This window comes from Tsukamurella sp. USMM236 (genome assembly GCF_037148755.1).
In the GTDB taxonomy this organism is placed as follows: Bacteria; Actinomycetota; Actinomycetes; order Mycobacteriales; family Mycobacteriaceae; genus Tsukamurella.
The window spans coordinates 470062-493979 of sequence record NZ_JBBCSS010000001.1 but is presented as its reverse complement, the minus strand read 5'-3'; the positions used below and the strand labels follow the sequence as shown (position 1 = coordinate 493979).

Annotated in this window: 18 protein-coding genes; 4 read left to right on the top strand and 14 right to left on the bottom strand. The window is 71.8% G+C overall.

Going from position 1 to position 23918, the window contains the following annotated elements; all coding sequences use genetic code 11:
* The first annotated feature begins 14 nt into the window (after positions 1 to 14).
* Positions 15 to 935, top strand: a complete 921-nt coding sequence (locus WFK95_RS02200) for a phosphotransferase (RefSeq protein ID WP_336670134.1) — start codon at positions 15 to 17, stop codon at positions 933 to 935.
* Between the two features lie 71 nt (positions 936 to 1006).
* On the opposite strand, the gene WFK95_RS02195 is transcribed toward WFK95_RS02200, so the two are convergent.
* Both WFK95_RS02195 and WFK95_RS02190 read right to left on the bottom strand, forming a co-directional pair.
* Positions 1007 to 1381 carry a PPOX class F420-dependent oxidoreductase gene (locus WFK95_RS02195; RefSeq protein WP_336669752.1) on the bottom strand — a complete coding sequence of 125 codons (375 nt, stop codon included), beginning with the start codon at positions 1379 to 1381 and terminating at the stop codon, positions 1007 to 1009.
* Positions 1378 to 2403: an alpha/beta hydrolase gene (locus WFK95_RS02190; protein ID WP_224651562.1), complete on the bottom strand. Its 1026-nt coding sequence runs from the start codon at positions 2401 to 2403 to the stop codon at positions 1378 to 1380. Before WFK95_RS02190 ends, WFK95_RS02195 begins: the two co-directional genes overlap by 4 nt.
* Positions 2404 to 2467: 64 nt before the next feature.
* On the opposite strand from WFK95_RS02190, the gene WFK95_RS02185 reads away from it, so the two are divergent.
* Complete coding sequence (locus WFK95_RS02185; protein ID WP_336669751.1) at positions 2468 to 3931, top strand: FAD-dependent oxidoreductase; 1464 nt, start codon at positions 2468 to 2470, stop codon at positions 3929 to 3931.
* 4 nt (positions 3932 to 3935) lie between these two features.
* Here WFK95_RS02185 and WFK95_RS02180 read toward each other — a convergent pair whose 3' ends face one another.
* From WFK95_RS02180 to WFK95_RS02155, 6 genes are all read right to left on the bottom strand, one after another.
* Entirely contained in the window at positions 3936 to 4574 is a 639-nt protein-coding gene (locus WFK95_RS02180; RefSeq protein ID WP_224651566.1) for a TetR/AcrR family transcriptional regulator, read from the bottom strand.
* Positions 4575 to 4584: 10 nt separating this feature from the next.
* Positions 4585 to 6345: an ABC transporter ATP-binding protein gene (locus WFK95_RS02175; protein WP_336669750.1), complete on the bottom strand. Its 1761-nt coding sequence runs from the start codon at positions 6343 to 6345 to the stop codon at positions 4585 to 4587.
* A complete protein-coding gene (locus tag WFK95_RS02170) occupies positions 6342 to 8195 on the bottom strand; it encodes an ABC transporter ATP-binding protein (RefSeq protein WP_336669749.1) in 1854 nt (617 codons plus the stop codon). Before WFK95_RS02170 ends, WFK95_RS02175 begins: the two co-directional genes overlap by 4 nt.
* Before the next feature lie 170 nt (positions 8196 to 8365).
* Complete coding sequence (gene clpB, locus WFK95_RS02165) at positions 8366 to 10918, bottom strand: ATP-dependent chaperone ClpB (protein ID WP_224651571.1); 2553 nt, start codon at positions 10916 to 10918, stop codon at positions 8366 to 8368.
* A 234-nt stretch (positions 10919 to 11152) separates the two neighbouring features.
* On the bottom strand, positions 11153 to 11794 hold the full coding sequence (locus tag WFK95_RS02160) for an SGNH/GDSL hydrolase family protein (protein ID WP_224651574.1): 642 nt from the start codon (positions 11792 to 11794) through the stop codon (positions 11153 to 11155).
* Positions 11795 to 12040: 246 nt separating this feature from the next.
* Positions 12041 to 12865, bottom strand: a complete 825-nt coding sequence (locus WFK95_RS02155) for an SGNH/GDSL hydrolase family protein (protein WP_336669748.1) — start codon at positions 12863 to 12865, stop codon at positions 12041 to 12043.
* Between the two features lie 189 nt (positions 12866 to 13054).
* On the opposite strand from WFK95_RS02155, the gene WFK95_RS02150 reads away from it, so the two are divergent.
* Complete coding sequence (locus WFK95_RS02150; RefSeq protein ID WP_336669747.1) at positions 13055 to 14203, top strand: FAD-binding oxidoreductase; 1149 nt, start codon at positions 13055 to 13057, stop codon at positions 14201 to 14203.
* An 84-nt stretch (positions 14204 to 14287) separates the two neighbouring features.
* On the opposite strand, the gene WFK95_RS02145 is transcribed toward WFK95_RS02150, so the two are convergent.
* From WFK95_RS02145 to dnaK, 4 genes are read right to left on the bottom strand one after another with little or no spacing between them, the layout of a single operon-like run.
* Complete coding sequence (locus WFK95_RS02145) at positions 14288 to 14683, bottom strand: heat shock protein transcriptional repressor HspR (protein WP_336669746.1); 396 nt, start codon at positions 14681 to 14683, stop codon at positions 14288 to 14290.
* A 2-nt stretch (positions 14684 to 14685) separates the two neighbouring features.
* Entirely contained in the window at positions 14686 to 15927 is a 1242-nt protein-coding gene (dnaJ, locus tag WFK95_RS02140) for a molecular chaperone DnaJ (RefSeq protein WP_336669745.1), read from the bottom strand.
* 15 nt (positions 15928 to 15942) lie between these two features.
* Positions 15943 to 16494, bottom strand: a complete 552-nt coding sequence (gene grpE, locus WFK95_RS02135; protein WP_224649864.1) for a nucleotide exchange factor GrpE — start codon at positions 16492 to 16494, stop codon at positions 15943 to 15945.
* Positions 16494 to 18338 (bottom strand): molecular chaperone DnaK, encoded by a 1845-nt coding sequence (gene dnaK / locus WFK95_RS02130; RefSeq protein ID WP_336669744.1) that lies wholly within the window; start codon positions 18336 to 18338, stop codon positions 16494 to 16496. Before dnaK ends, grpE begins: the two co-directional genes overlap by 1 nt.
* 441 nt (positions 18339 to 18779) lie before the next feature.
* Between dnaK and WFK95_RS02125 the strand changes: the two genes are divergently transcribed.
* On the top strand, positions 18780 to 19094 hold the full coding sequence (locus tag WFK95_RS02125) for a hypothetical protein (protein WP_336669743.1): 315 nt from the start codon (positions 18780 to 18782) through the stop codon (positions 19092 to 19094).
* Between the two features lie 253 nt (positions 19095 to 19347).
* Here WFK95_RS02125 and lon read toward each other — a convergent pair whose 3' ends face one another.
* Together lon and WFK95_RS02115 are read right to left on the bottom strand one after the other, a co-directional pair.
* Entirely contained in the window at positions 19348 to 21687 is a 2340-nt protein-coding gene (lon, locus tag WFK95_RS02120) for an endopeptidase La (protein WP_336669742.1), read from the bottom strand.
* A gap of 147 nt (positions 21688 to 21834) precedes the next feature.
* Positions 21835 to 23853: a heavy metal translocating P-type ATPase gene (locus tag WFK95_RS02115; protein ID WP_336669741.1), complete on the bottom strand. Its 2019-nt coding sequence runs from the start codon at positions 23851 to 23853 to the stop codon at positions 21835 to 21837.
* Positions 23854 to 23918: the final 65 nt, after the last annotated feature.

Sequence of the window (23918 nt, the reverse complement as noted above, 5' to 3'; positions counted from 1 at the left end):
CCCGCGTGAACGACATGACCGACACCGAACGCGCCGCCCGCACGGCCGCCGCCGTCGACGCCGCGACCGGCGCCGCCCGCGAGCTGGGCCTCGATGTCGCGGGCACGACGGTGCTGCACGACCTGTTCTCCGTGGTGGTGCGGCTGGAGCCGGCGCCCGTGGTGGTCCGCATCCCGACAGTGCTGCCGTCGACCGAGACCCCGCAGACGCTCGCGCGCCGCCAGGCCGACGAGCTGGCCGTGACCGCCTGGCTCGCCGCGCGCGGCGTCCCGGTGCTGGTCCCGTCTCCGCTGGTGCCCCCGCGGCCGGTGCAGCGCGACGGCTTCTCGATGACCTTCTGGGAGTACGTCGAGGAGGACGGGGCCGCCGAGCCCGACTACGCGGCCAACGCGGAGAGCACCGCGCGGCTGCACGCCGCCCTGCGCGACTACCCCGGCGAGCTGGGCTTCCTCGCCACGGCCGATCCGGACGGCGTCGCAGCCGGCCTCGATCTCCTCGCGGGGCGCCCCGACCTGCTCCCCGCGGAGGACGTCGCGCGCGCCCGCGCCGAGTGGGCTGCGCTCGAGCCGGCGGTCCGGTCCCGCGCCGTCTTCGAGGCCAGGTTCCCCGGCGTGGAGCTGCAGCCGGTGCACGGCGACTGCCCGCCGGCCAACATGTTCGCCGGCGTCGACGGCCTGCGGTACGCGGACTTCGAGCTGGTCACGCTGGGTCCCGTCGAGTGGGATCTCGCGACGCTGGGCCCCGAACTGGAGGCCGCGTACGACCGCGGCGCCGCGGCCGCCGGCATCCGCGGCCTGCGACCCGACGTGCTGGAGTTCGTCACCGCCGTCGGCGTGCTGCGCGCGATCACCGCGCTGGCGCTGGTCCCGCAGCTGCCGGAGCTCGCGGGGTACCTGCAGCCCGTCATCGAGCAGTGGCGCGCCCCATCACGCTGACGGAAACCGCGCTCCAACTCGGCCCCGATGGAAATACTTCGCCCTGACCGAATATCAGCGCGGTTTCGGAATCACACGGCGTCGCGGACCCGGATCCCGACGGTGCCGCCCGCGCCCCGTCGGATCTTGGACCCGGTGACGGTGAGCCAGCCGAGGACGCCGTACTTCTTGGCGATCTTCGACCCGGCCTCGCCGCCGTCGATGACCTCGCCGGCGCCGGCGACCTCGGGGCCGGTGGTCTTCTTGCCGCGGGCGTCGCAGGCCTGGACCAGCACCGACGGGTTGCGCCGCAGCCGCTTGACCTTCCACGAGTCGGCGACGGTCCACACCACGAGGTCGGCGCCGTCGCGCACGGCCCAGATCGGCGTGGCGACGGGGGTGCCGTCCTTGCGGAAGGTGGTCAGCAGGACGTACTTGGCATCGGCGACGTCAGCGACGGTGGTCATGCGCCCAGCGTAACCGGGTAGGACGCCGGCACGCTGCGGGCGATCCAGCCCGCGATCGCGGCGCTGACCTCGGCGGGCTTCTCCTCCCCCATCCAGTGGCCGGAGTCGACGATCAGCTCCGTGAGGTCGGTGCACGCCGCGCGCATCGGCTCGGCCAACCTCGTCCCGACGGTGTCGAGGGTCGCGTCGTACCGGCCGTGCAGGAAGAGGGCGGGCTTGTCGATGCGGCCGCCGTTGAGCTCGGCCTTCGCGTATTCCGCGTCGGCGGGGGTGTTGACGTACCAGGAGTTGGGGCCGGCCATGCCGTTCCGCTCGAAGGCCGCGACGTAGACGGCGTGGTCCTCGGGCGTGAGCACCGCCGGGTCCAGCGGCAGCTGCGGAACCGGGCCGCCGCCGAACCAGCCGCCGTTGCGGGTGACCACCGCGGTCGGGGCGGGCCCGTCGAGGTGCCGCGGGTCGCCGCTGCGGAACAGCGCGGCGACGAGGCCCGGCAGGTCGCTCTCGAACTGGGCCGTCGCCTCGTCGAAGGACTTGAGGTAGTGCACCTGGTAGTCCCACTGGCCGTACGGGTACTCGTCCGCGGGGTACTTCTCGCGGTCGATGAGGTCGAAGGGCGTGGGCCCGGTCGACGGGAAGTGCGGGACGTTGAGCGAGGCCACCGCGTCGACGACCTCTGGGTGGTGGCTCGCGATGTTCCACACCACGGGCCCGCCCCAGTCGTGCCCGATCCAGATCGCGGAGTCGCGGCCGAGCGCGGCGAGCAGCTCCAGCATGTCCGCGACCACCTCCTCGCGGCGGTACGCCGACTTCTCGGAGTGCACCGTCGACGAGCCGTAGCCGCGCATGTCGGGCGCGACGCACCGGAAGCCGAGGGCGCCGAGGGCACGCAGCTGGTGCCGCCAGGTGTAGCCGAGCTCGGGCCAGCCGTGCACGAAGACGAGCAGCGGACCGTCGACGGGGCCCGAGGCGAGGTAGGCGGTGGTGTGGCGCTCGGTCGCGGCGATGTGCGGCGTCAGGGTCATGCCTCCACCCTGACACGCGGCGCGCACCCTTGCCCGCGCGCGGCCCACGGCCCAGTATCGATGCATGCCCCACGTGATCGTCCAGAACTGCTGCAACGACGCGTCGTGCGTCCCCGAGTGCCCCGTCGACTGCATCCACCCCACGCCCGACGAGCCCGACTACGCGACGGCGGAGATGCTCTACATCGACCCGGACGTGTGCATCGACTGCGGCGCCTGCATCGACGCCTGCCCCGTCTCGGCGATCACGACGGACTACGAGCTGACCCCGGAGATGGCCCCGTTCGAGACGATGAACGCGGACTACTACGAGGCCGTGGGCTCGTCCGCGGACCGCGATCACCCGTTCACCGACCCGCGGATCGGCCGCAAGCGCCCCGCCTCGGACGCCGAGACGCTGAGCGTCGCGGTCGTGGGCGCGGGCGCCGCGGGGCACTACGTGGTCAGCGAGTTGCAGCACCGCATCGACGTCCGCGCGACGATCGACGTCTACGAGCGGCTCCCCGAGACCGGCGGGCTGGTGCGCTTCGGGGTGGCCCCCGACCACGCCGACACCAAGAAGGTGCAGGAGCAGTTCGCGAGGTCGCGCAAGCAGTCGGGCGTCACGACGCACCTGGGCGTGCGGATCGGCGAGGACATCACGCACGAGGAGCTCGCGCGCCAGCATCACGCGGTGGTGTACGCGGTGGGCTCGCTGCACGGCCGCGACCTGGGCCTGCCGGGCGCGGACCTGCCCGGCGTCACCGCCGCCGCGGACTTCGTGGCCTGGTACAACGGCCACCCCGACTTCGCCGGGCTCGCCCCCGATCTCACGCACGAACGGGTCGTCGTGCTGGGCAACGGCAACGTCGCGCTCGACGTCGCGCGGATCCTCACCGCCGATCCCGAGACCTTCGTCGGCACCGACCTGACCGACGAGGCCCTCGCCGCGCTCCGGGATTCGCGGGTGCGGGAGGTCGTGATCCTCGCCCGACGGGGCCCGGGGCACGCCGCCTTCACCGCGCCGGAGCTCGTCGGGTTGGCCCGCACGGTGTCCGTGGTGGTCGAGCCCGCTGATCTGGAGGACGCCGGCGACGAGCCCGCCGACGAGCAGCCCCGCTTCTACCGCGCGCAGAAACTCTCCCTGCTGCAGGCGCTTCCGGCGGCGGACTCCGCCCCGGAGGGCCGGAGGGTGGTGCTGCGGTTCGGCACGCCGCCCACTGGCATCACCGCCGCCGACGGCGGGCTCACCGTCGCCTTCGACGACCACGGCGCACCGTCGGAGCTGGCGTGCGGCCTGGTCCTGCCGTCGATCGGGCTGCGCGGCACGTCCGTGCCGGGCGTGCCCTACGACGAGGCCACCGGCACCATTCCGAACGCCGACGGGCGCGTCCTCGGGCCCGACGGTGCCGCCCTCCCCGGCGTGTACGTGGCCGGGTGGTGCAAGCGCGGCCCGACGGGCGTCATCGGCACGAACCGCTTCGACGCCCGCGGCACCGTCGACGCCCTGGTCGCGGATTTCCACGCCGGGGCGCTCCGCGCCGAGTAGGGAGCTACAGACCGGGGCGGCGGTCCGCGAGGCCGGCGATGATGAAGTCGACCTTGGCGTCGAGGGCTGTCCGGTCGGCCCAGGCGGGCTCGGGCCGGAAGACCGCGTCGTCCGCGGCGGACCGGCGCGCCCGTTCGTACCCGGACTCGCCGCTATCGTCCACGTCGCGCATGGCCTGGACACCGAGGTGCGAGGCGAAGACGGTGTCGCCGAGGAAGTCCAGGGCGAAGGCGGCCTGCTCGACGGTCCACCCGTCCGCGCCGAGCGCGCCGGCGTAGGCGGCGGCGACGTGCTCGATGTGGTTGAACGCGATCGGGTTCGCGAACACGGCGCGGTTCAGACCGCGGTGGTCCTCGCAGACCTTCCAGCACTCGTCAGCCCACATCCGCAGGACCGCGCGCCAATCGGATCCGGGAGCGGGGAGTGCGATGCTCGCGGCAGCCCGGTGCAGCGCTGCGGCCTCGATCTCGTCCCGCGACTTGAAGACGCGGTAGATCGCCGGGGTGACAACGCCGAGCCGGTCCGCGACCGCCGCCATCGTGAACCGGTCGACGCCCTCGGCGAACGCCGCGTCGATCACGTCGTCGGCGTCGAAGGCGGGCTTCCGCCCGACCTTCCGCGTGATCTCATCGCCCCGTGCCACACCCGGCACTCTAATTCGTCAGTCGCCATCCCTGTGCGGTCCGCAGGTGCTCCCAGTAGGTGGCGTAGGTGCCGCCGGCCGCGAGGAGCTGGTCGTGCGTGCCGATCGCCTCGACCGATCCGTCGGCGTCGAGCGCCACGATGAGGTCGGCGTGGGCGATCGTGTCCAGGCGGTGCGCGATGATCAGGACCGTGGCCTCGCGCCGCAGCTGCTCCACCGCCGCGACGATGTTGGCCTCGTTCTCCACGTCGAGCGCGGACGTGGCCTCGTCGAGCAGCACGATCGAGGCACGCTTGAGCAGCGCGCGGGCGATGGCCACCCGCTGCCGCTCCCCGCCCGACAGCGCGCGGCCGCCCTCGCCGACCGGCGCGTCCCAGCCCAGCGGCAGCCGGCGCGCGATGTCCGCGACGCCCGCGGTCTCGCCCGCCCGCCGGATCTCCTCGTCGGTCGCGTCCTCGCGCCCCACCGCGATGTTCGCGCGGAGCGTGTCGTCGAAGAGGTAGACGTCCTGGAAGACCATCGACAGCTGCCCCATGAGCTGCTCGGTCGTCTGCGCGGTGACGGGCGCCCCGCCCACGAGCACGCGGCCGGAAGTCGTGTCGTAGAAGCGGCTGACGAGTTTCGCCACCGTCGTCTTGCCGCTGCCGGAGGGCCCGACCAGCGCCACCATGCTGCCGGGCGGCACCCGCAGCGAAACGTCGCGCAGGGCGGGCGGACCGTCGGGCGTGTACCCAAAGGTGACGCCCTCCAACGCGATCGCGCCCGGCTCGGGCAGGTCCGACGGTGCGCCGGGCTCGGGCAGGGGCACGGCCGTCAGCACCTCGTCGAGCTGATCGAGCAGGGGGCGCCGCGATTCGAGCGCCATGGCGCTGCTGGTGATCTCGGACAGGGTGGAGGTGAAGCGGAGCGCGAGTCCGATGAAGGCGAGCGCGGGGATCGGAGCGAGTTCGCCGGAGACGGCGAGGGTCCCGGTGACCGTGATGAGCGCGACGATCACTCCCTGCGAGACCATCCCGCTGGTGAGCAGCCCCGCGGTCTCGAACCACAGCGCCCGCTTCTTGGCCGCGGTGGCGCCGTTCATCGCGTCGGTCAGGGGTTCGAAATCGTCACTGCGGCCGCAGGACCGCAGAGCGCCCTGGCACTGCGAGTACTCGACGATCCGATGCGCGAGCACCGTCTCCTCGGGCTCGTGGATGGATCGTCCCTTGCGCAGCAGGGCCGTCGACACCAGGGTGATCGCGACGAACGCCGGCACTGCGATGGTGAGGACGAGGCCGAGCGCGGGGTTCCACAGCCACGCCGCCACGACCACGACCGCCGCCGCGACCGAGCGCGCCACGATCGGGGAGAGCATGTGCGCCAGGATCTCTCCGGCCATCATCAGCTCGGTCGAGACCACCCGGGACAGCGCGCCGGCCCGCGGCCGGGCGAACCATCCCAGGGGCTGCTTGGACACCTGGTCGCCCACGAGGCGGTGGATGCTGGCGAGGAAGTCGAGGGCGGCGGCGTAGGAGCGGCGGCTGGAGAGGTAGTTGACGCCGAAGCTGGCGGCGGCGAGCGCGGCGAGCACCCACAGCCACCCGGCCAGCCCCATCCCCCACACGGGCCCGCCGCTCGCGAGCGCGGAGATCGCGGGGAGCAGCGCGGCCAGCGCCAGCCCCTCGATGAGACCCGCGAGCACGGCCAGCGCGACGACGAGGCCCAGCGCCTCGGGGCGCGAGAGCATGCGCCGCACCCGCGGAACGATGTCGAGCAGAGGCAGATTCGTCATCGCCGGGTTCCTTCGCTCGAGGTGGACGGGGCCGCGCCGCAGTGCCAGAGCCCGGCGTAGCGGGGCTCGGCGAGCAGGTCGTCGTGGGTACCGGTGGCGACGACCCGGCCCTCGTCCACGAGGACGATCTGGTCGACACCGCTGATGGTCTCGCGGCGGTGCCCGATCACGAGCACGGTGCGGCCCCGCACGAGCGCGGAGAGCGCCTGCTGAATCTCGGCCTGCGCCTCGGGATCGGCCAGCGCGGTCGCCTCGTCGAGCACGAGCACCGGCGCGTCGACGAGGAGCGCGCGGGCGATGGCGATGCGCTGGGCCTGCCCGCCGGAGAGTCCGGTACCGGCGCCGTAGACCGTGGCGAAGCCGTCGGGGAGCCGCTCGATCTCGTCGAGCACGCGGGCGGCGCGGGCCGCCGCCCGCACCTGCTCGTCGTCGGCGTCGGGCCGGCCGAGGGCGATGTTGTCGCGGATGCTGATCGCGAGCAGCTGCGGGTCCTGCAGCACGAAACCCACGTGCGCGTACAGGTCCGCGATCCGGTCGACCGGGACGCCGCCGATGCGGATCGCGCCGGACCGGGGATCGTCGAACCGGGCGAGCAGCGTCGCGATGGTCGACTTCCCCGATCCCGACGGGCCCACCAGCGCCGTGACGGTGCCCTGCCGCAGGGTGAAGCTCACGTCGTCGACGGCGAGCGCACCGTCGTCGCCGTACGAGTACGCGACGTTCTCGAAGACGACGTCGTGTCCCTGCGGCTCCGCGGCGTCGGCGGCGGCCGGCAGCACCGGCGTCTCGAGCACGTCCCGCAGCCGGAGCGCGGCGGCCCCGGCGAGCTGCTGCGACCACGTCGAGTGCATGAGCACCTCCAGCGCGTAGGGGATCAGGAGCGCGATGAGGGACGTGGCGAGCACGTCGGCGGCGGTCACCGCTCCCCCGTGCACCAGGACGGCGCCGCCGCCGACGTTGACGAGCAGGACCAGTGGCACCGCGAGGAACGACGATCCCACGGCGGAGATCCGGACCAGTGGCCGCACCCAGTCCGCGTAGAAGGTGTGGAACTCGTCGGCCGCCTCCTGGTAGTTGCGGTGCGCCCGGCCGACCCGGCCGAAGGCCTTGACCACGGCGATCCCGGTCACGAACTCGACGGTCCGCGCGGACACCGTCGAGAGGCGGCGGTCCATCTGCACGGTCATCTCGCCCATGCCGCGGGCCGAGACCGCCATCGCGAGGGCGTACAGCGGCAGGGTCCCGATCGACAGCAGGCCGAGGCGCCAGTCGATGACGAAGGCGTAGATCATCAGCGCGAGCGGCATGACGACGGCGTTGGTGACGTCCACCGGCTGATGCGCGATCAGCTGGTGCACCGTCCCGATGTCGTCTTGCAGGGACTTGCGCACGCGGCCCGAGTTGGTGGCGGTGAACCAGGCCAGGGGCACGCGGGCGATCCGGTCCACCATCCGCTGCCGGACGTGGTGCCCGAACCGCAGGTCGGCGACGTGGGTGACCGCGAGCGCCGCCAGGTAGATCCCGAGGCGGGCCGCGAAGGTCACGATGAGGATCTGCAGCCAGCGGTCGACCTCGGCCCGATCGACCGCGGCGCCGGTCGCCGCCGCGTCGAGGAGCAGCGCGCCGATGCGGACCAGCGCGATGTACGGCACCACGGCGAGCACCGCCGAGACCACCGCCATCACGCGGCCCAGCGCCAGCCCGCCGGCCACCGGCCGCGTCAGGTCCTTCAGCGCGGCGGCGCCCGCGCGTTGTTGCGTCTTCGCCGAGGCCGCCTCCCCCCGCGGCGGGGTTGTGGGCGACGCCCCCGGTGGGGCGTCGAGAGGGGACGTGGGCAGGTCGGTCGCCATAGCACTCCTAATTAGGTGAGCCATATCTATTTGTGAATGGCATTCACATTAGGTGGCGCGCCCCGGCTTGGCAAGACCGAATCCGCCCCGAGACAGCGAACGGTCCCGCCCTCCAGATGGAGGACGGGACCGTGTCGTGCGCGGATCGCGATCGCGTGGATCGCTCGGCGTCAGCCGACGATGAGCCGGTCGCCGTCGTCGCTGACGGTGACCTTCACCGTGTCGCCGTCGCGGACGTCGCCCGCGAGCAGCGCCTTGGCGAGCTGGTCGCCGATGGCGTGCTGCACCAGGCGGCGCAGCGGCCGGGCGCCGTAGAGCGGGTCGAAGCCGCGCTCCGCGAGCCAGCCCTTGGCCTCGTCGGAGACCTCGAGTCCCAGCCGGCGCTGCGACAGGCGCGTGCGCAGCTGGTCCAGCTGGATGTCGACGATGCCGGTCAGCTGATCCGAGTTCAGCGCGTCGAAGATCAGCACGTCGTCGAGCCGGTTGATGAACTCCGGCTTGAACTTCGCGCGCACCGCGGCCATCACCTGCTCGGGCGTACCGCCCGCGCCGAGGTTCGACGTGAGGATCAGGATCGTGTTACGGAAGTCCACCGTGCGACCCTGGCCGTCGGTGAGCCGGCCCTCGTCGAGCACCTGGAGCAGCACGTCGAAGACGTCCGGGTGCGCCTTCTCGACCTCGTCGAACAGCACCACCGTGTAGGGGCGGCGCCGCACGGCCTCGGTCAGCTGGCCGCCGGCCTCGTAGCCGACGTACCCGGGAGGCGCGCCGACGAGCCGTGCGACGGAGTGCTTCTCGCCGTACTCGGACATGTCGATGCGGACCATGGCGCGCTCGTCGTCGAAGAGGAACTCCGCGAGCCCCTTGGCCAACTCCGTCTTGCCCACGCCCGTCGGGCCGAGGAACAGGAACGAGCCGGTGGGCCGGTTCGGGTCCGCGACGCCGGCGCGAGTGCGGCGCACCGCATCCGAGACGGCGGTGACCGCGGCCTCCTGGCCGATCACGCGCTTGCCGATCTCCGACTCCATGCGCAACAGCTTCTCGGTCTCACCCTCGAGCATGCGTCCGGCGGGGATGCCGGTCCAGGCGGAGACCACGTCGGCAACGTCGTCGGGGCCGACCTCCTCCTTGAGCATGACCTCGCCGTCGGAGGCGGCGCCCGAGGAGGCGACGGCCTCGTCGAGCTGCTTCTCCAGCGCGGGGATCTGGCCGTAGCGCAGCTCCGCGGCGCGACCGAGGTCGCCGTCGCGCTCGGCGCGCTCCGACTCACCCTTCAGCGTCTCGAGCTGCTCCTTGAGCGAGCGCACCGAATCGATGGCGCCCTTCTCGTTCTGCCAGCGGGAGGTGAGCTGGGCCAGCTTCTCCTTGTGATCGGCGAGCTCGCCGCGCAGCTTCTCCAGGCGGTCCTTCGACGCGTCGTCGGACTCCTTGGACAGCGCCATCTCCTCGATCTCGAGGCGGCGGACCAGCCGCTCCTCGGCGTCGATCTCCTCGGGGCGCGAGTCGATCTCCATCCGCAGGCGCGAGGCGGCCTCGTCGACGAGGTCGATCGCCTTGTCGGGCAGGAACCGCGACGTGATGTAGCGGTCGGAGAGGGACGCGGCGGCGACCAGCGCGGAGTCGGTGATGCGCACGCCGTGGTGCACCTCGTACCGCTCCTTGAGGCCGCGCAGGATGCCGACGGTGTCCTCCACCGACGGCTCGCCGACCAGCACCTGCTGGAAGCGGCGCTCGAGCGCGGCGTCCTTCTCGATGTACTGGCGGTACTCGTCGAGCGTGGTGGCGCCGACGAGCCGCAGCTCGCCGCGGGCCAGCATCGGCTTGATCATGTTGCCCGCGTCCATGGCGGAGTCGCCGGTCGCGCCGGCGCCCACGATGGTGTGCAGCTCGTCGATGAAGGTGATGATCTGCCCGGAGCTGGCCTTGATCTCGTCGAGGACGGCCTTGAGCCGCTCCTCGAACTCGCCGCGGTACTTGGCGCCCGCGACCATCGAGCCGAGGTCCAGCGAGACCACGGTCTTGTCGCGCAGCGACTCGGGCACGTCGCCCGTCACCACGCGCTGGGCCAGGCCCTCGACGATGGCCGTCTTGCCGACGCCGGGCTCGCCGATGAGCACCGGGTTGTTCTTGGTGCGGCGCGAGAGCACCTGCACGACACGACGGATCTCGTTGTCGCGCCCGATGACCGGGTCGAGCTTGCCCTCGCGGGCCCGCGCGGTGAGGTCGGTCGAGTACTTCTCGAGCGCCTGGTACTGGCCCTCGGGGTCCTGCGACGTGACCTTCGCGCTGCCGCGGACGGCCGTGAAGGCCTCGCGGATCTCCTGCGGGGTCGCGCCGGCGGAGGTGAGGACCTGCGCGGCCTCACCGCCCGCCTCCGCGAGCCCGTAGAGCACGTGCTCGGTGGAGACGAACTGGTCGCCCATCTCGGTCGCGAGCTTCTGCGCCGCACTGACCGACGCGATCGACTCGCGGGACAGCTGCGGCGTGGTGGTGGAACCGCTGGCCTTCGGCTTGCGGTCCACGAGCTCCTGCGCGCGGTTGCGCACGGTGACGGGATCCACGCCCACCGCCTTGAGCAGCGGCGCGGCGATCCCGTCGGTCTGGTCGAGCAGCGCCACCAGCAGGTGCGCCGGAGAGATCTCCGGGTTCCCCGCGGCGGACGCCGCCTGCAGAGCCGAGGTCAGCGCGGCCTGCGTCTTGGTGGTGGGCTGGAACGAATCCACTTCTGGTGACCTCCTGGGTCGTCTCGAACACGGTCGTGCACCCTGAGCCTTCTCCACTCAAGTATGCCTTCTGTTGTTCTCAACGCGCAGAACCTTGAGTCTGTTCCGCTCAACCCGCGGATTCCGAGTGACCCATCCCACAGGTCCGACGGTCGCGTTGAAACATCACCGTGAGATTCCGGAGATCGGCAGGGTTTCGCACGCGCAACGGCGCGACGTGCGGAGATCTTTCGACTACGCCAGCGCCGCGACGCGCTCCGCGAGCTTCTGGTGTGCGGCGGCGTCGGGGTGGCCGTCGCTGCTGGTGCCGTACACCCAGCCCTCGCTGAGCGGGGAGATGACGGAGATCGACGGATCGATCGCACGGGCGGCGCCGACGATCGCGGACTCGGTGGCGCGGGCGTTCGGGCCGCTGCCGTGGACGGACGGGAAGACGGTGATCAGCGCGACCTTGGCCTTCGGCGCCTGCGAGCGCACCGTGGTGATCACCTGCCGCACCTGACTGTCGATCGCGGCCGTCGAGGCGCCCACGTCGTTGGACCCCGCCTGCACCACGACGAGCGCCGGGTCGCGCTCCGGGAGATTCGCAGCCCGGGTCAGCCCGGCGATCGCGCCGTCGTTGTAGCCGGCGCCGCTGCGGGCGCTGAGGTACACCGATCGCCCGGCGATGGCGCTGATCATGCGCGGGTAGGCGACGACGCCCTCGACCTCGTAGCCGGTCGAGATCGACGCCCCGATCACGACGATGGGCCGGGAATCCGCGGTGCGCACGACGGTGCCCGGGTCAGCGGCGACGGTGCCCGCGGACGCCCCGCCCACCGACGCGATCACCACGGCTCCGATTCCGACCATTGCACCGAAACGCGACACGCTCATGCCGACATCTTGACACAACAGGTGTCACATGCATAACTTCCGCGACTTTCTTCACACAAGTCCCGTGCGCACCGCTCCTCAGTGTCACGACCGGCGAGCCGTCCACCCGCCACCCGCCACCCGCCACCCGCCACCCGCCACCCTGGCGTATCAGGTGCGGAGGATCTCCCGCACCCGAAATACCCGCGAGTGATGCCCGCAGCGGGCAGGTCGTCCCGTCGCAGGCGCTGGGTCGCAGCTCGAGCCTCAGACCAGGCCGGCGACGCGCTCGGCGATCCGCAGGTGCGCGGCGGAACCGGGGTGGCCGTCCTCCGAGGAGGTGTAGTTCCAGCCCTCGCTGAGCGGGGAGATCACGACGACGCTCGGGTCGACGGACCGGGCCGCGCCGATGATCGCGGCGTCCGTGGTGCGCGCCGCGTCGCCGCTGTGGATCGACGGGAACACCGTGACCACGGCGATCTTCGCGCCCGGCGCCTGCTGGCGCACCGTCGAGACGACCTGCCGCACCTGGCCCGCGACGAGAGCCGGCGGCGCGCCGACGTCGTTGGTGCCCGCCTGGAGCACGACCAGCGACGGGTTCTGCGCGGGCAGGTTCGCGGCGCGGGTGAGGCGCGCGATGGAGCCGTCGGCGTAGCCGGCGCCCACGCGGGAGCTGACCTGGACCGGGCGGCCGGAGAGCGCGGCGACGCGGCGCGGGTAGGCCTGCGCGGACGAGACCTCCTTGCCCGAGGAGACCGAGGCGCCGATCACGACGACGGGGCGCCGGTCGGTGGAGCCGCCCCGGACCGCGGCGGGCTTCGCCGCAGCCGGCCTCGCGGCGGGCTTCGCCGCCACGGCCTTCCCGGAGACAGGCTTGGCCACCGGCTTCGCAGCCACGGGCCGGACAACGGCCTTGGGCACGACGACCGGCTTCACGCGCTGCACCGCCGCGGGGGCGGTGGGAGCATCGGCGACCGTCCCCGTGTCGGCGGAGGCGGACCCGGCGGCGATCGGCGCGAGGGCGATGCCCGCTCCGAAGGCGATGCCGTATCCGATGCGGCGCACGCGGCGGCTGACTCGCACAGCGATCATGGCGGTGGAACCCTCTCTTCGAGCTCGTCGATCCCCTCGGCACGGTGTGCGCGCCCGGGAGAAAGATACTCGACGGCCCGGTTCGGCGCAGCACTGGGCACGCCGTCCGCGCAGAGGCGTGACGAACGCAAAGCCGCAGGTAGGATGGGGCCGTCAACGAGCGGTTCGGAAGGCAGGAGCGGAGCGGCAGTGGGTTCGCATGCACGGCACGGTCTGGCGCAGATCGCGGCCGATCTCCGGCCGGTGGCGGACGACTTCACCAAGGGCCTCTTCGCCCGCCTCTTCGCCATGGACCCGTCGCTGCGCGACCTCTTCCCCGCCAGCATGTCGGGGCACCGCGCGACGTTCATGCGCGTGCTCGACCACGTCTTCACCTCGATCCCGAAGACCGACGGGCACGACGAGCTGATCGAGTTCCTCGCGCAGCTCGGGCGCGATCACCGCAAGTACGGGCTCACCGAGGCCCACTACGAGACGATGTCGACGGCGCTCATCGCGGAGGTCCACGCCGTGTACAAGCCGCACGGCGGGCTCGACGAGGAGGACGCCGTGGTGCTCGAGCAGGGCGTCCAGCTGCTCACCGGCGTGATGCGCGGCGGCGCGCACTCCGATCCGACGCCCGCCCGCCGCACCGCCCGCGTGGCGGAGGTGCTGCGTCCGCACCCCGGCCTGTCGGTGGTGCGCCTCGTCGCCGACGAGCCGCTGCTCTTCCGGCCCGGCCAGTACGTCGAGACGCAGATCCCGCAGGTGCCGCGCGTGTGGCGCCCCCTGTCGCTGGCGATGCCGCCGAACACGCAGGGGCAGCTGGAGTTCCACGTCCGCGCGGTGCCGGGCGGCTACCTCTCCAGCACCGTCTTCGGCGAGACCCGCCCGGGCGACGTGTGGCAGTTCGGGCAGGTCCACGGGCTCCTGCGGCCCGACGGTGACCGCCCCATCACGATGATCGCCGGCGGCACCGGCCTCGCGCCGATGAAGTCGATGCTGCTCGCGATGGCCATGAACGCCGACAACCCCGACGTGCACCTCCTCGTGGGGGCGCGATCGCCGGGGCTGCTGTACGACTCGGATTCGCTGGCGCCGCTGGCGGCGACGAATCCGTGGCTCAAGGTGACGCAGGTGACGGACGCACGACGGGATCCGTGGTGGCTCAAGCATCCCGCCACCGCCTACCGCGCGCTGCCGCTGCGGCACGGCTCGCTGGTGGACGCGATGGACGGCCTGGATCTCACCGGGCAACGCGTGCTGATCGCCGGCCCGCGGGGCCTGCTGCGCGCGGCGAGCGAGAAGGCCGTGGCGCGGGGCGCCGCGGCCGAGGACGTGGTGCACGACCCGCTGTGAGCGGACCGAGCGGCACTGCTGCCCGGGACGTGCGACGGCCCCGGGGTCGTCGGACTCCCGGGGCCGTGGCACGGACATCTGATTTCAGGGCTTGCGGCGACTCCGCGGCTGCCACACGACCATGGCGCTCGACTTCGGCACGTGCACCAGTTCGCCACCGCGCCGGACGTTCTCGACCTGCGCGGCGAGTTCCTCGACCCGCCGCTGCAGTGCGTCGACCTGATTCGTCAGGTCGATGATCCGCTTGATCCCGGCGAGGTTCACGCCCTCGTCCTGCGAGAGTCGCTGCACCTCGCGGAGCAGGTCGACGTCGCGCGAGGAGTAGCGCCGACCCCCGCCCGCCGACCGCTCGGGCGTCACGAGCCCGAGGCGGTCGTACGTGCGGAGGGTCTGCGCGTGCATCCCCGCGAGCTGCGCAGCCACCGAGATCATGAACACATGCGCGTCCGGGTCCTCGGGGAACTGCTGGTCGACGTTCATCGCTACGCCCCCGCAGGACTTCCGGCGCCGGCCCAGCCGCCCCGCGGGTCGAAGCCCGCGGCGCGCTCGGCCTCCGCGTAGTCGCGGAGCGCCTGCTGCGCCCGCTCGTCGAGCGACGGGGGCACCGCGACCTGCACCTTGACGAGCAGGTCGCCGTGGCCGCCCGCCCGCTTCGGCACGCCGCGGCCGCGCACCCGCAGGGTGCGACCGTCGGTGGTGCCGGCCGGGATCTTCACGCCCACCGGCTGTCCCAGCGTGGGGACGGTGACGGTGGCGCCCAGCGCCAGCTCCGCGAAGCTCACGGGCAGGGTGACGAGCAGGTCGTCGCCGTTACGGGTGAAGACCTCGTCGGCGCTGACGTGGACCGTGACGAACAGGTCGCCCGAGGGCGCCCCGCGCATCCCGGCCTGCCCCTGGCCGGCCAGGCGGATGCGCTGGCCGTCCTTGACGCCGGGCGGGATCTTCACGTTCACCGTGCGGGTGCGCACGGTGACGCCGGTGCCGCTGCAGTCCGAACAGGGGTCGTCGATCACCGAGCCGGTGCCGCGGCAGTCCGGGCACGGCTCGGAGAAGCTGAACGCCCCCTGGTTCCGACTGACGAGCCCGGAACCGTTGCAGGACTGGCACACCCGCGGGCTGGTGCCCGGCTTGGCGCCGGACCCGTGGCAGGTGGTGCACGGCGACGGCGAGGTCAGCGTGATCGGCGTGGTCACGCCCAGCGTCGCGTCCCGGAAGCCCAGCGTCAGCTCGGACTCCAGATCGCTGCCACGGCGCGGCCGCGTGGGCTGCGGGCCCGGGCCGGAGCCCTGCCCCGCGCCACCGCGGTTGAACAGGCCCTCGAAGATGTCCCCGAAGCCGCCGCCTCCACCGTTGCCGGAGGCGGCACCGTCGAAGATGTCCGAGAACGAGAACCCGCCCGAGCCGCCGCCGGTGTTGCCGAAGCCGCCGGTGCCGAAACCGCCACCGCCGCCGTAGCCGCCCGCGCCGCCGGAGCCGAAGCGACCGCCGCCAAACAGGCGCCGCGTCTCGTCGTACTCCTTGCGCTTGGCCGGGTCGGAGAGCACGGCGTGCGCCTCGGAGACCCGCTTGAACCGCTCCTCGGCCTGAGTATTGCCCGGATTCGCGTCCGGGTGCAGCTCACGGGCCAGCTTGCGGTAGGCCTTCTTGATCTCGTCGGCACTCGCACTGGAGCTGACGCCCAGCTCCTTGTAGAAGTCCTGCTCAACCCATTCCCTCTGTGCCACTGGGCATCACCTCCTTTATTGCTCGTCCTGGCTCGGGGCCTCCGCCGGACGGTCGACCACTGCGACCATCGCGTTACGGATCACCTTGCCATCGATCTGATATCCCTGGCGCAGTACCGCTCCCAGAACGGGATCGGCACCGTCGCCCTCGTGCTGCACGGCCTCGTGGATCGCGGGGTCGAACTCGTCGCCCTCCGCACCGAAGGACTCGAGACCGAGGGTCTTGAGCACGCCGTCGAGCTTGTCGGACACGGACTTCAGCGGCCCGGCCTCGAGATCGCCGTGGTTGCGCGCGCGCTCCAGGTCGTCGAGGACCACGAGCAGCTCGCCGACCACGAAGGCCTTGCCCGCGGCGCGGGCGTCCACCACGTCGCGCGCGGTGCGCTTGCGGTAGTTGGCGTACTCGGCGGTCACGCGCTGCAGATCGGCGGTGAGTTCCGCCTCCTTGTCGGGCGCGGCCTCCTCCACGATCTCGGCGTCGGCCGCGGCCGCGGCGGATTCCTCCGCCGCGACCTCGGACTCCGCGGTCACCTCATCCGGTTCCACCGGATTCTCGGGACTCGTCATTACTTGGCGTCCTTCGGGTCCTCGTCGACGACCTCGGCGTCCACGACGCCGTCGTCCTGCTGGGCGCCGGCGTCGGCACCGTCGGCCTGCGCCTCAGCGGCACCGGCCTGCGCGTACAGCGCCTGGCCCAGCTCCTGCGACTCGGTCGAGAGCTTCTCGACAGCGGCCTTCACGGCGGCGATGTCGGTGCCCTGGAGCGCCTCGTTCGCCTCCTTGATGGCGGCCTCGACCTTCTCCTTGTTCTCGGCCGGGACCTTGTCCTCGTTCTCCTTGAGGAACTTCTCGGTCTGGTTGACCAGCGACTCGGCCTGGTTGCGGGTCTCCGCCTCCTCGCGACGAGCCTTGTCCTCCTGGGCGTGCGCCTCGGCGTCCTTGATCATCCGGTCGATCTCCTCCAGCGACAGACCACTGCCGTCGGAGATCTTGATGGTGTTCTCCTTGCCGGTGCCCTTGTCCTTCGCGGTCACGTGCACGATGCCGTTGGCATCGATGTCGAAGGTGACCTCGATCTGGGGCACGCCGCGCGGCGCCGGCGCGATGCCGGTGAGCTCGAAGCTGCCGAGCAGCTTGTTGTGCGCGGCGATCTCACGCTCGCCCTGGAAGACCTGGATCTGCACCGACGGCTGGTTGTCGTCGGCCGTGGTGAAGGTCTCGGACCGCTTGGTGGGGATGGTGGTGTTGCGCTCGATGAGCTTGGTCATCACGCCGCCCTTGGTCTCGATGCCGAGGGACAGCGGGGTGACGTCGAGCAGCAGCACGTCCTTGACCTCGCCGCGCAGCACGCCGGCCTGCAGGGCGGCGCCGACGGCGACGACCTCGTCCGGGTTGACGCCCTTGTTGGGCTCCTGGCCGCCGGTGAGCTCCTTGACCAGCTCGGTCACGGCGGGCATACGGGTGGAACCGCCGACGAGCACGACGTGGTCGATGTCGCCCACGGCGATGCCGGCGTCCTTGATGACCGCCTGGAAGGGCTTGCGGGTGCGCTCCAGCAGATCGTTGGTGATCTTCTGGAACTCGCTGCGCGACAGGTTCTCATCGAGGAACAGCGGGTTCTTGTCCGCGTCCACCGTGATGTACGGCAGGTTGATCGACGTGCTCTGACCCGAGCTCAGCTCGATCTTCGCCTTCTCAGCGGCCTCACGCAGACGCTGCATGGCCATCTTGTCCTTGGTCAGGTCGATGCCGTGCTGCGCCTTGAACTTCTCGACGAGCCAGTCGACGACGCGCTGATCCCAGTCGTCGCCACCGAGGTTGTTGTCGCCCGAGGTCGCGCGGACCTCGACGACGCCGTCGCCGATCTCCAGCAGCGAGACGTCGAAGGTGCCGCCACCGAGGTCGAAGACCAGGATGGTCTGCTCCTTCTCGCCCTTGTCCAGGCCGTACGCGAGCGCGGCGGCGGTGGGCTCGTTGACGATGCGGAGCACGTTCAGGCCCGCGATCTGGCCGGCCTCCTTGGTGGCCTGGCGCTGCGCGTCGTTGAAGTACGCGGGCACCGTGACGACGGCGTCGGTGACGTCCTCGCCCAGGTAGGCCTCGGCGTCGCGCTTGAGCTTCATCAGCGTGCGGGCGCTGATCTCCTGGCTGGTGTAGTCCTTGTCGTCGATCTTCTGCGTCCAGTCGGTGCCGATGTGGCGCTTGACCGAGCGAATGGTGCGGTCGACGTTCGTGACGGCCTGGTTCTTGGCGGGCTGACCCACCAGGACCTCACCGTTGCGCGCGAAGGCCACCACCGAGGGGGTGGTCCGCGAGCCCTCGGCGTTCGCGATCACGACCGGGTCGCCGCCCTCGAGGACAGCGACGCACGAGTTGGTGGTGCCGAGGTCGATGCCTACTGCACGTCCCATATTGATTTGCCTCCTGAATAGTTCTGCTACAGATCCAGACTTCAGCGCCCCCGACTCAAGGGGCGAACACTTCAGTTCTACCCCATTGAGCGGATCACGCTCAAGTAGTACGTTCTGTCCAACGGACGACCGGACGGGAATGTTCCCGATTTCGCGAAAAAGTTGAGCGCGGGTCGCTCAAGGTGCGTTCTCCCAGGTCGCGCTGTCCGACGGTGCCGCGGCTGCACCTCCGATGTCCCCCACGCGGCGCGTACGCCCCCCACGCGGCGGCACCTCCCCTACAGGAAGCCGGTCGCCTGATGGGGGCCGGGGCGTCCCCTGCGCGACGTGCACGTCCCCCACGCGGCGTCGCACGCCGTCACGCGGACCGCGGAGGATCCCAGGGGTCGACTGGGTAGTTCCACGGATCCGCGGAGCGCCGGAATCGAGTGGACTGGATCTATGAGCAGCCTCGCCCCCACCGACCGCAGGTACGCCGTCCGCGTCGCGATCGCCCGGTACTCGCTATTCGTCGCGGGCTGGGCGTTCGCCGTCGCCGTGCTCCTGGCCTTCGGCTCCCTGGTCAGCGTCGAGACCTGGAACGATCCCGGTTACACCGCCGTCACCCGGACCGCCCTCACCGTTCTGGTGGTGCTGGCGTCGGCCTTCGCTGTGATCGGCGCTGCGTTCGGGCTCGGCCGCTACCGGATCGCCTGCATCGCGATCGTCGGCGTGGTCGCGCTCCTGCTCTCCGTCGCCGCGACCGTCTCCGCGTAGTCGGCGCCCACGCACGAGCGCCGAGCACCCAGCGGTTCGGTTCGAGTTCGTCCCCCACGCCGCGACGACGTCCCCCACGCTGCGTTGGCCAGGCGCGGGGGAGGCCGTCTCCCCCACCGAAGGAACGACGTTCCACCGGGGACCGGTTCTCCCCCGCGCGAAGTCGACGTCCCCCACGCGGCGACGCCGCCCGCATCCAACGACACGACAGCGGGCGGGCCGCCGAAGCGACCCGCCCGCACCGTCGAACCTGTTAGGCGGCGACCTGCGCGCCCTCGGACACCGGCTCGAGGACCAGCGCAACGATCTCGGCGACGTCGACCATGGGCTTCACGTCCAGCGCGTCGAGGACCTCGGCCGGGACGTCGTCCAGGTCGGGCTCGTTGCGCTGCGGGACGAACACCGTCTTCAGGCCGTTGCGCTGCGCGGCCAGCAGCTTCTGCTTGACCCCGCCGATCGGCAGCACCCGGCCGTTCAGCGTGACCTCGCCGGTCATGCCGACGTCGCTGCGCACGCGCCGCCCCGTCAGCATCGACACCAGCGCGGTGACCATCGTGACGCCCGCCGACGGCCCGTCCTTGGGGACGGCGCCGGCCGGGAAGTGGATGTGCACCGTGCCGTTCAGCGCGGCCGGATCGATGCCGAAGTCGGCGGCGTGCGCCTGCACGTACGACAGAGCGATCTGCGCCGACTCCTTCATCACGTCGCCGAGCTGACCCGTCAGCTTCAGCTCCGGGCCGGACTCGCCGGGCGTGTGCAGCGCCTCGATGAACAGGACGTCACCGCCCATGCCGGTCACGGCGAGGCCCGTCGCGACGCCCGGCACCTCGGTGCGCTCCGCGGTCTCCGGGGTGAACCGGGGCCGGCCGAGGTAGCCCTGCAGGTCCCCGACATCGACGACGGTGCGCCCGCCCTCCGAGGAGGAGGACTGCTCCACCGCGACCTTGCGCAGCGCCTTCGCCAGCAGCCGCTCGAACTGCCGCACGCCCGGCTCGCGGGTGTAGCTCGCGGCGATCTCGCGCAACGCCTCGTCGGTGACGGTCACCTCGTCGGCGGTGAGCGCGGCCCGCTCGAGCTGCCGTGGCACCAGGTAGTCCCGGGCGATCGCGACCTTGTCGTCCTCGGTGTAGCCGTCGAGGGTGACGAGCTCCATGCGGTCGAGCAGCGCCGACGGGATGTTCTCCACCACGTTGGCCGTCGCCAGGAAGACGACGTCGGACAGGTCCAGATCGAGGTCCAGGTAGTGGTCGCGGAAGGTGTGGTTCTGCGCGGGGTCGAGGACCTCGAGCAGGGCAGCCGCGGGGTCGCCGCGGTAGTCGGAGCCCACCTTGTCGATCTCGTCGAGCAGCACCACCGGGTTCATCGCTCCGGCCTCGCCGATCGCGCGCACGATCCGGCCGGGCAGCGCGCCGACGTAGGTGCGACGGTGCCCGCGGATCTCGGCCTCGTCGCGCACGCCGCCGAGTGCCACGCGCACGAACTTCCGACCCAGCGCCCGGGCGACGGACTCGCCGAGGGAGGTCTTGCCGACCCCGGGAGGGCCGGCGAGCACCATGACGGCGCCCGAGCCGCGGCCGCCGACCAGCGACATGCCGCGCTGCGACCGGCGCGACCGCACGGCGAGGTACTCGACGATGCGATCCTTCACGTCGTCGAGGCCGTGGTGGTCGGCGTCGAGGATCGCCCGCGCGCCGGCCAGGTCGTCCGAGTCTTCGGTCGTGACGTTCCACGGCAGGTCGAGGACGGTGTCGAGCCAGGTGCGGATCCAGCCCGCCTCGGGGCTCTGGTCGGTGCCGCGCTCCAGCTTGCCGACCTCGCGCAGCGCCGCCTCGCGGACCTTCTCCGGGAGGTCGGCGGCCTCGACACGGGACCGGTAGTCGTCGGCACCGTCGGGCTCGTCCTCCCCGAGCTCCTTGCGGATGGCGTTGAGCTGCTGCCGGAGCAGGAACTCCTTCTGCTGCTTCTCCATCCCGTCGCGGACGTCGGAGGCGATCTTGTCACTCACCTCGGTCTCGGCGAGGTGCTCGCCGGTCCAGTCGATGAGCCGCTGCAGGCGCGCGTCGACGTCGCCGGTCTCGAGCAGCTCGCGCTTCTGCTCGTTCGTCAGCCAGGACGAGTAGCCCGACGTGTCCGCCAGCGCGGCGGGGTCGGTGAGCCGATTGACGGCGTCGATGACCTGCCACGCCTCGCGGCGCTGCAGCATCGCGAGCACGACCTTCTTGTACTCGGCGGCCAGCTCGCGGGTGCGCTCGGTGACGGGCGCGTCGTCGACGAGCTCGACCTCGACCCACAGGGCCGCGCCGGGGCCGGTGGTGCCGGAGCCGATGTGGGCGCGCTGCTCGCCGCGGAGCACCGCGACGTACTCGGACTGCCCGGGAACGCGGCCGACCTGCACGATCGACGCGACGACGCCGTGGGTCGGGTAGCGGTCGTCCAGCCGCGGGGCGATGAGGAGCTTGCCGCGCTCGCTCGCGCGGCCGGCGTCGACGGCCGCCTGCGCGGCGGCGTCGTCGAGGGGGATCGGCACGACCATGCCGGGGAGCACGACGAGGTCGGGGACGAAGAGAACGGGCAGCGAGATCTGCTCAGACATGGGACCTCCAAAGTTCAGTCTGCCCCGCTCAACGCCGACGCCCGGCCGGGTTGTTCCGGCCGGGCATCGACGTTCGCCCTCAGCGGATTTCAGGCCGCCGCAGGCTCCCGCTCCGGGCGCACCTCGTGCACCGCTGCGCTTCCCCGATCACGCGGCCACGGGCTCGCGTTCGGGGCGCGCCTCGTGCTCGACGCCCTCGTGCTCCCTTCCCACCTCGAAGCGCAGCAGCCGCAGCGCGTTGGCCACGACGATGAGCGTCGAGCCCTCGTGGATGAAGACCACCGGCCCCATCGGCATACCGAGGAAGGTGACGATCACCAGGAACACGACGATGCCGAGCGCGGCGATGAGGTTCTGCCGGATGATGCGGCTGGTCTGCCGGCTCAGCCGCACCGCGAAGGGCAACCGGCCCAGGTCGTCGCTCATCAGCGCGACGTCGGCAGTCTCCAGCGCGACCGCCGAGCCGGCGGCGCCCATCGCGATGCCCACGTCGGCCTGCGCCATCGCTGGGGCGTCGTTGACGCCGTCGCCGACCATGGCGCACCGTCGGGCGTCCGGCCCGGCGCCACTGAGGCCCCGGACGTGGGTCACCTTGTCCTCGGGCAGCAGCCCGCCGAGCGCGCGGTCGACGCCCACCTCGCGACCCACGGCCTCGGCCACCTGCTGGTGGTCGCCGGAGATCATCACGATGTCGGTCATGCCGGACTCGCGCAGCCGGTCGAGCACCTGCCCGGCCTCCCGACGGGGCGTGTCCATCACGCCGATCACGCCGAGGAAGCGGCCGCCGCGGCGCACGATCATCAGGGTGCGGCCGCCGGCCTGGAGTCGCTCGACGTCGGCGGCGACGGCACCGTCGATCTCGATGGCGGCGTCGGTGAAGAGGCGCTCGTTGCCGATCTCGACCCGCTCCCCGTCGACGAGGGCGCGGACGCCGCGTCCGGTGACGGACTGCAGATCGGAGGCGGTGAGCACCGTCGACGTGCGGGCGGCGACGGCCTCGGCGACCGCGGCCGCGAGCGGGTGGTCCGAGAGCTTCTCGACGGCGAGGGTGGTCGCGAGCAGCTCGTCGAGCTCGACGCCGGGCGCGGCGACGGTATCGGTGACCCGCGGCTCGCCCCAGGTGAGCGTGCCGGTCTTGTCGAACGCGATCGACGTGACCCGGCCCAGCGTCTCGAGCGGGGCGCCGCCCTTGACGAGCACGCCGGCGCGGGCCGCGCGGGCGACCCCGGCGAGCACGGCCGACGGGGTGGCCAGCGCCAGCGCGCAGGGGCTCGCGGCGACGAGGACGGCCATCGCGAGGTAGAAGGCGTCGTCGAAGGGGTTGCCGAGCGCGAAGTAGCCGACGAGGAAGACGCCGATGACGAAGGCGATCACTGAGGGCACGTAGATGCGCTGGAACTTGTCGAGGAAGCGCTGCGTGGGCGACTTGGCCTGGTCGGTGGACGCGACGAGCTCGACCACCTTGCTCAGCGTGGAGTCCTTCGCCAGCGCCGTGACCTGCACGACGAGCGCGCCGGAGCCGTTGACGGTGCCCGCGAAGACCTTGTTCTCGTCGGCGACGCGGCCGGTGCGGGCGGGATCGAGCGGCTCCTTCTCGACGGGCATCGACTCGCCCGTGACCGCGCTCTGGTCGATCGCGGACCGGCCGTCGACGACCACGCCGTCGGAGCTGACGCGGGCATTGGGGCGGATCAGCACGAGGTCTCCGACGGCGACGTCCTCCACCTGCCGGTCGACGAACTCGCCCGCCGTGGTCGACGGTCCGCCGACGTGCACCAGCGCGGTGCGGGGCGCGAGGCCGGCCAGGGCCTCGATCGACTTCGACGCGCGGGCCAGCGCGAATTCCTCCAGCGCGTGGCCGAGGCTGAACAGGAACAGCAGCACCGCGCCCTCGGCGAACCGGCCGATGGAGGCGGCACCGATCGCCGCGACCAGCATGAGGAAGTCGACCTCGAACTTGCCGTTCAGCGTGGACTTGATCGCGGAGCGGATGGTGAAGAAGCCGCCGAAGAAGTAGGTGGCGAGGAAGAGGGCGGTGCCGACGTCGGGCAGCTTCAGGGCGTACTCGGCGATCATGCCCGCGGTGTAGGTGACGCCCGAGGCGATGGCGAAGCCGATCTCCCACCGCGCCGAGTGGCCGGATTCGTGGTCGTGTTCTGCGCTCATGTCCTGAGCGTATGCCACATATGCATACATTGCAATATGTTGCTCCGAGACCTTTCTAGACTCGT

Bases quoted from the DNA above. Each gene is read 5' to 3' on its own strand.
- WFK95_RS02175 (WP_336669750.1), bottom strand. From the start codon at position 6,345: ATGACGAATCTGCCTCTGCTCGACATCGTTCCGCGGGTGCGGCGCATG.
- WFK95_RS02160 (WP_224651574.1), bottom strand. From the start codon at position 11,794: ATGAGCGTGTCGCGTTTCGGTGCAATGGTCGGAATCGGAGCCGTGGTG.
- WFK95_RS02195 (WP_336669752.1), bottom strand. From the start codon at position 1,381: ATGACCACCGTCGCTGACGTCGCCGATGCCAAGTACGTCCTGCTGACC.
- grpE (WP_224649864.1), bottom strand. From the start codon at position 16,494: ATGACGAGTCCCGAGAATCCGGTGGAACCGGATGAGGTGACCGCGGAG.
- dnaK (WP_336669744.1), bottom strand. From the start codon at position 18,338: ATGGGACGTGCAGTAGGCATCGACCTCGGCACCACCAACTCGTGCGTC.
- WFK95_RS02125 (WP_336669743.1), top strand. From the start codon at position 18,780: ATGAGCAGCCTCGCCCCCACCGACCGCAGGTACGCCGTCCGCGTCGCG.
- lon (WP_336669742.1), bottom strand. From the start codon at position 21,687: ATGTCTGAGCAGATCTCGCTGCCCGTTCTCTTCGTCCCCGACCTCGTC.
- WFK95_RS02200 (WP_336670134.1), top strand. From the start codon at position 15: ATGACCGACACCGAACGCGCCGCCCGCACGGCCGCCGCCGTCGACGCC.
- WFK95_RS02185 (WP_336669751.1), top strand. From the start codon at position 2,468: ATGCCCCACGTGATCGTCCAGAACTGCTGCAACGACGCGTCGTGCGTC.
- WFK95_RS02145 (WP_336669746.1), bottom strand. From the start codon at position 14,683: ATGAACGTCGACCAGCAGTTCCCCGAGGACCCGGACGCGCATGTGTTC.
- WFK95_RS02190 (WP_224651562.1), bottom strand. From the start codon at position 2,403: ATGACCCTGACGCCGCACATCGCCGCGACCGAGCGCCACACCACCGCC.
- WFK95_RS02155 (WP_336669748.1), bottom strand. From the start codon at position 12,865: ATGATCGCTGTGCGAGTCAGCCGCCGCGTGCGCCGCATCGGATACGGC.
- WFK95_RS02115 (WP_336669741.1), bottom strand. From the start codon at position 23,853: ATGAGCGCAGAACACGACCACGAATCCGGCCACTCGGCGCGGTGGGAG.
- WFK95_RS02170 (WP_336669749.1), bottom strand. From the start codon at position 8,195: ATGGCGACCGACCTGCCCACGTCCCCTCTCGACGCCCCACCGGGGGCG.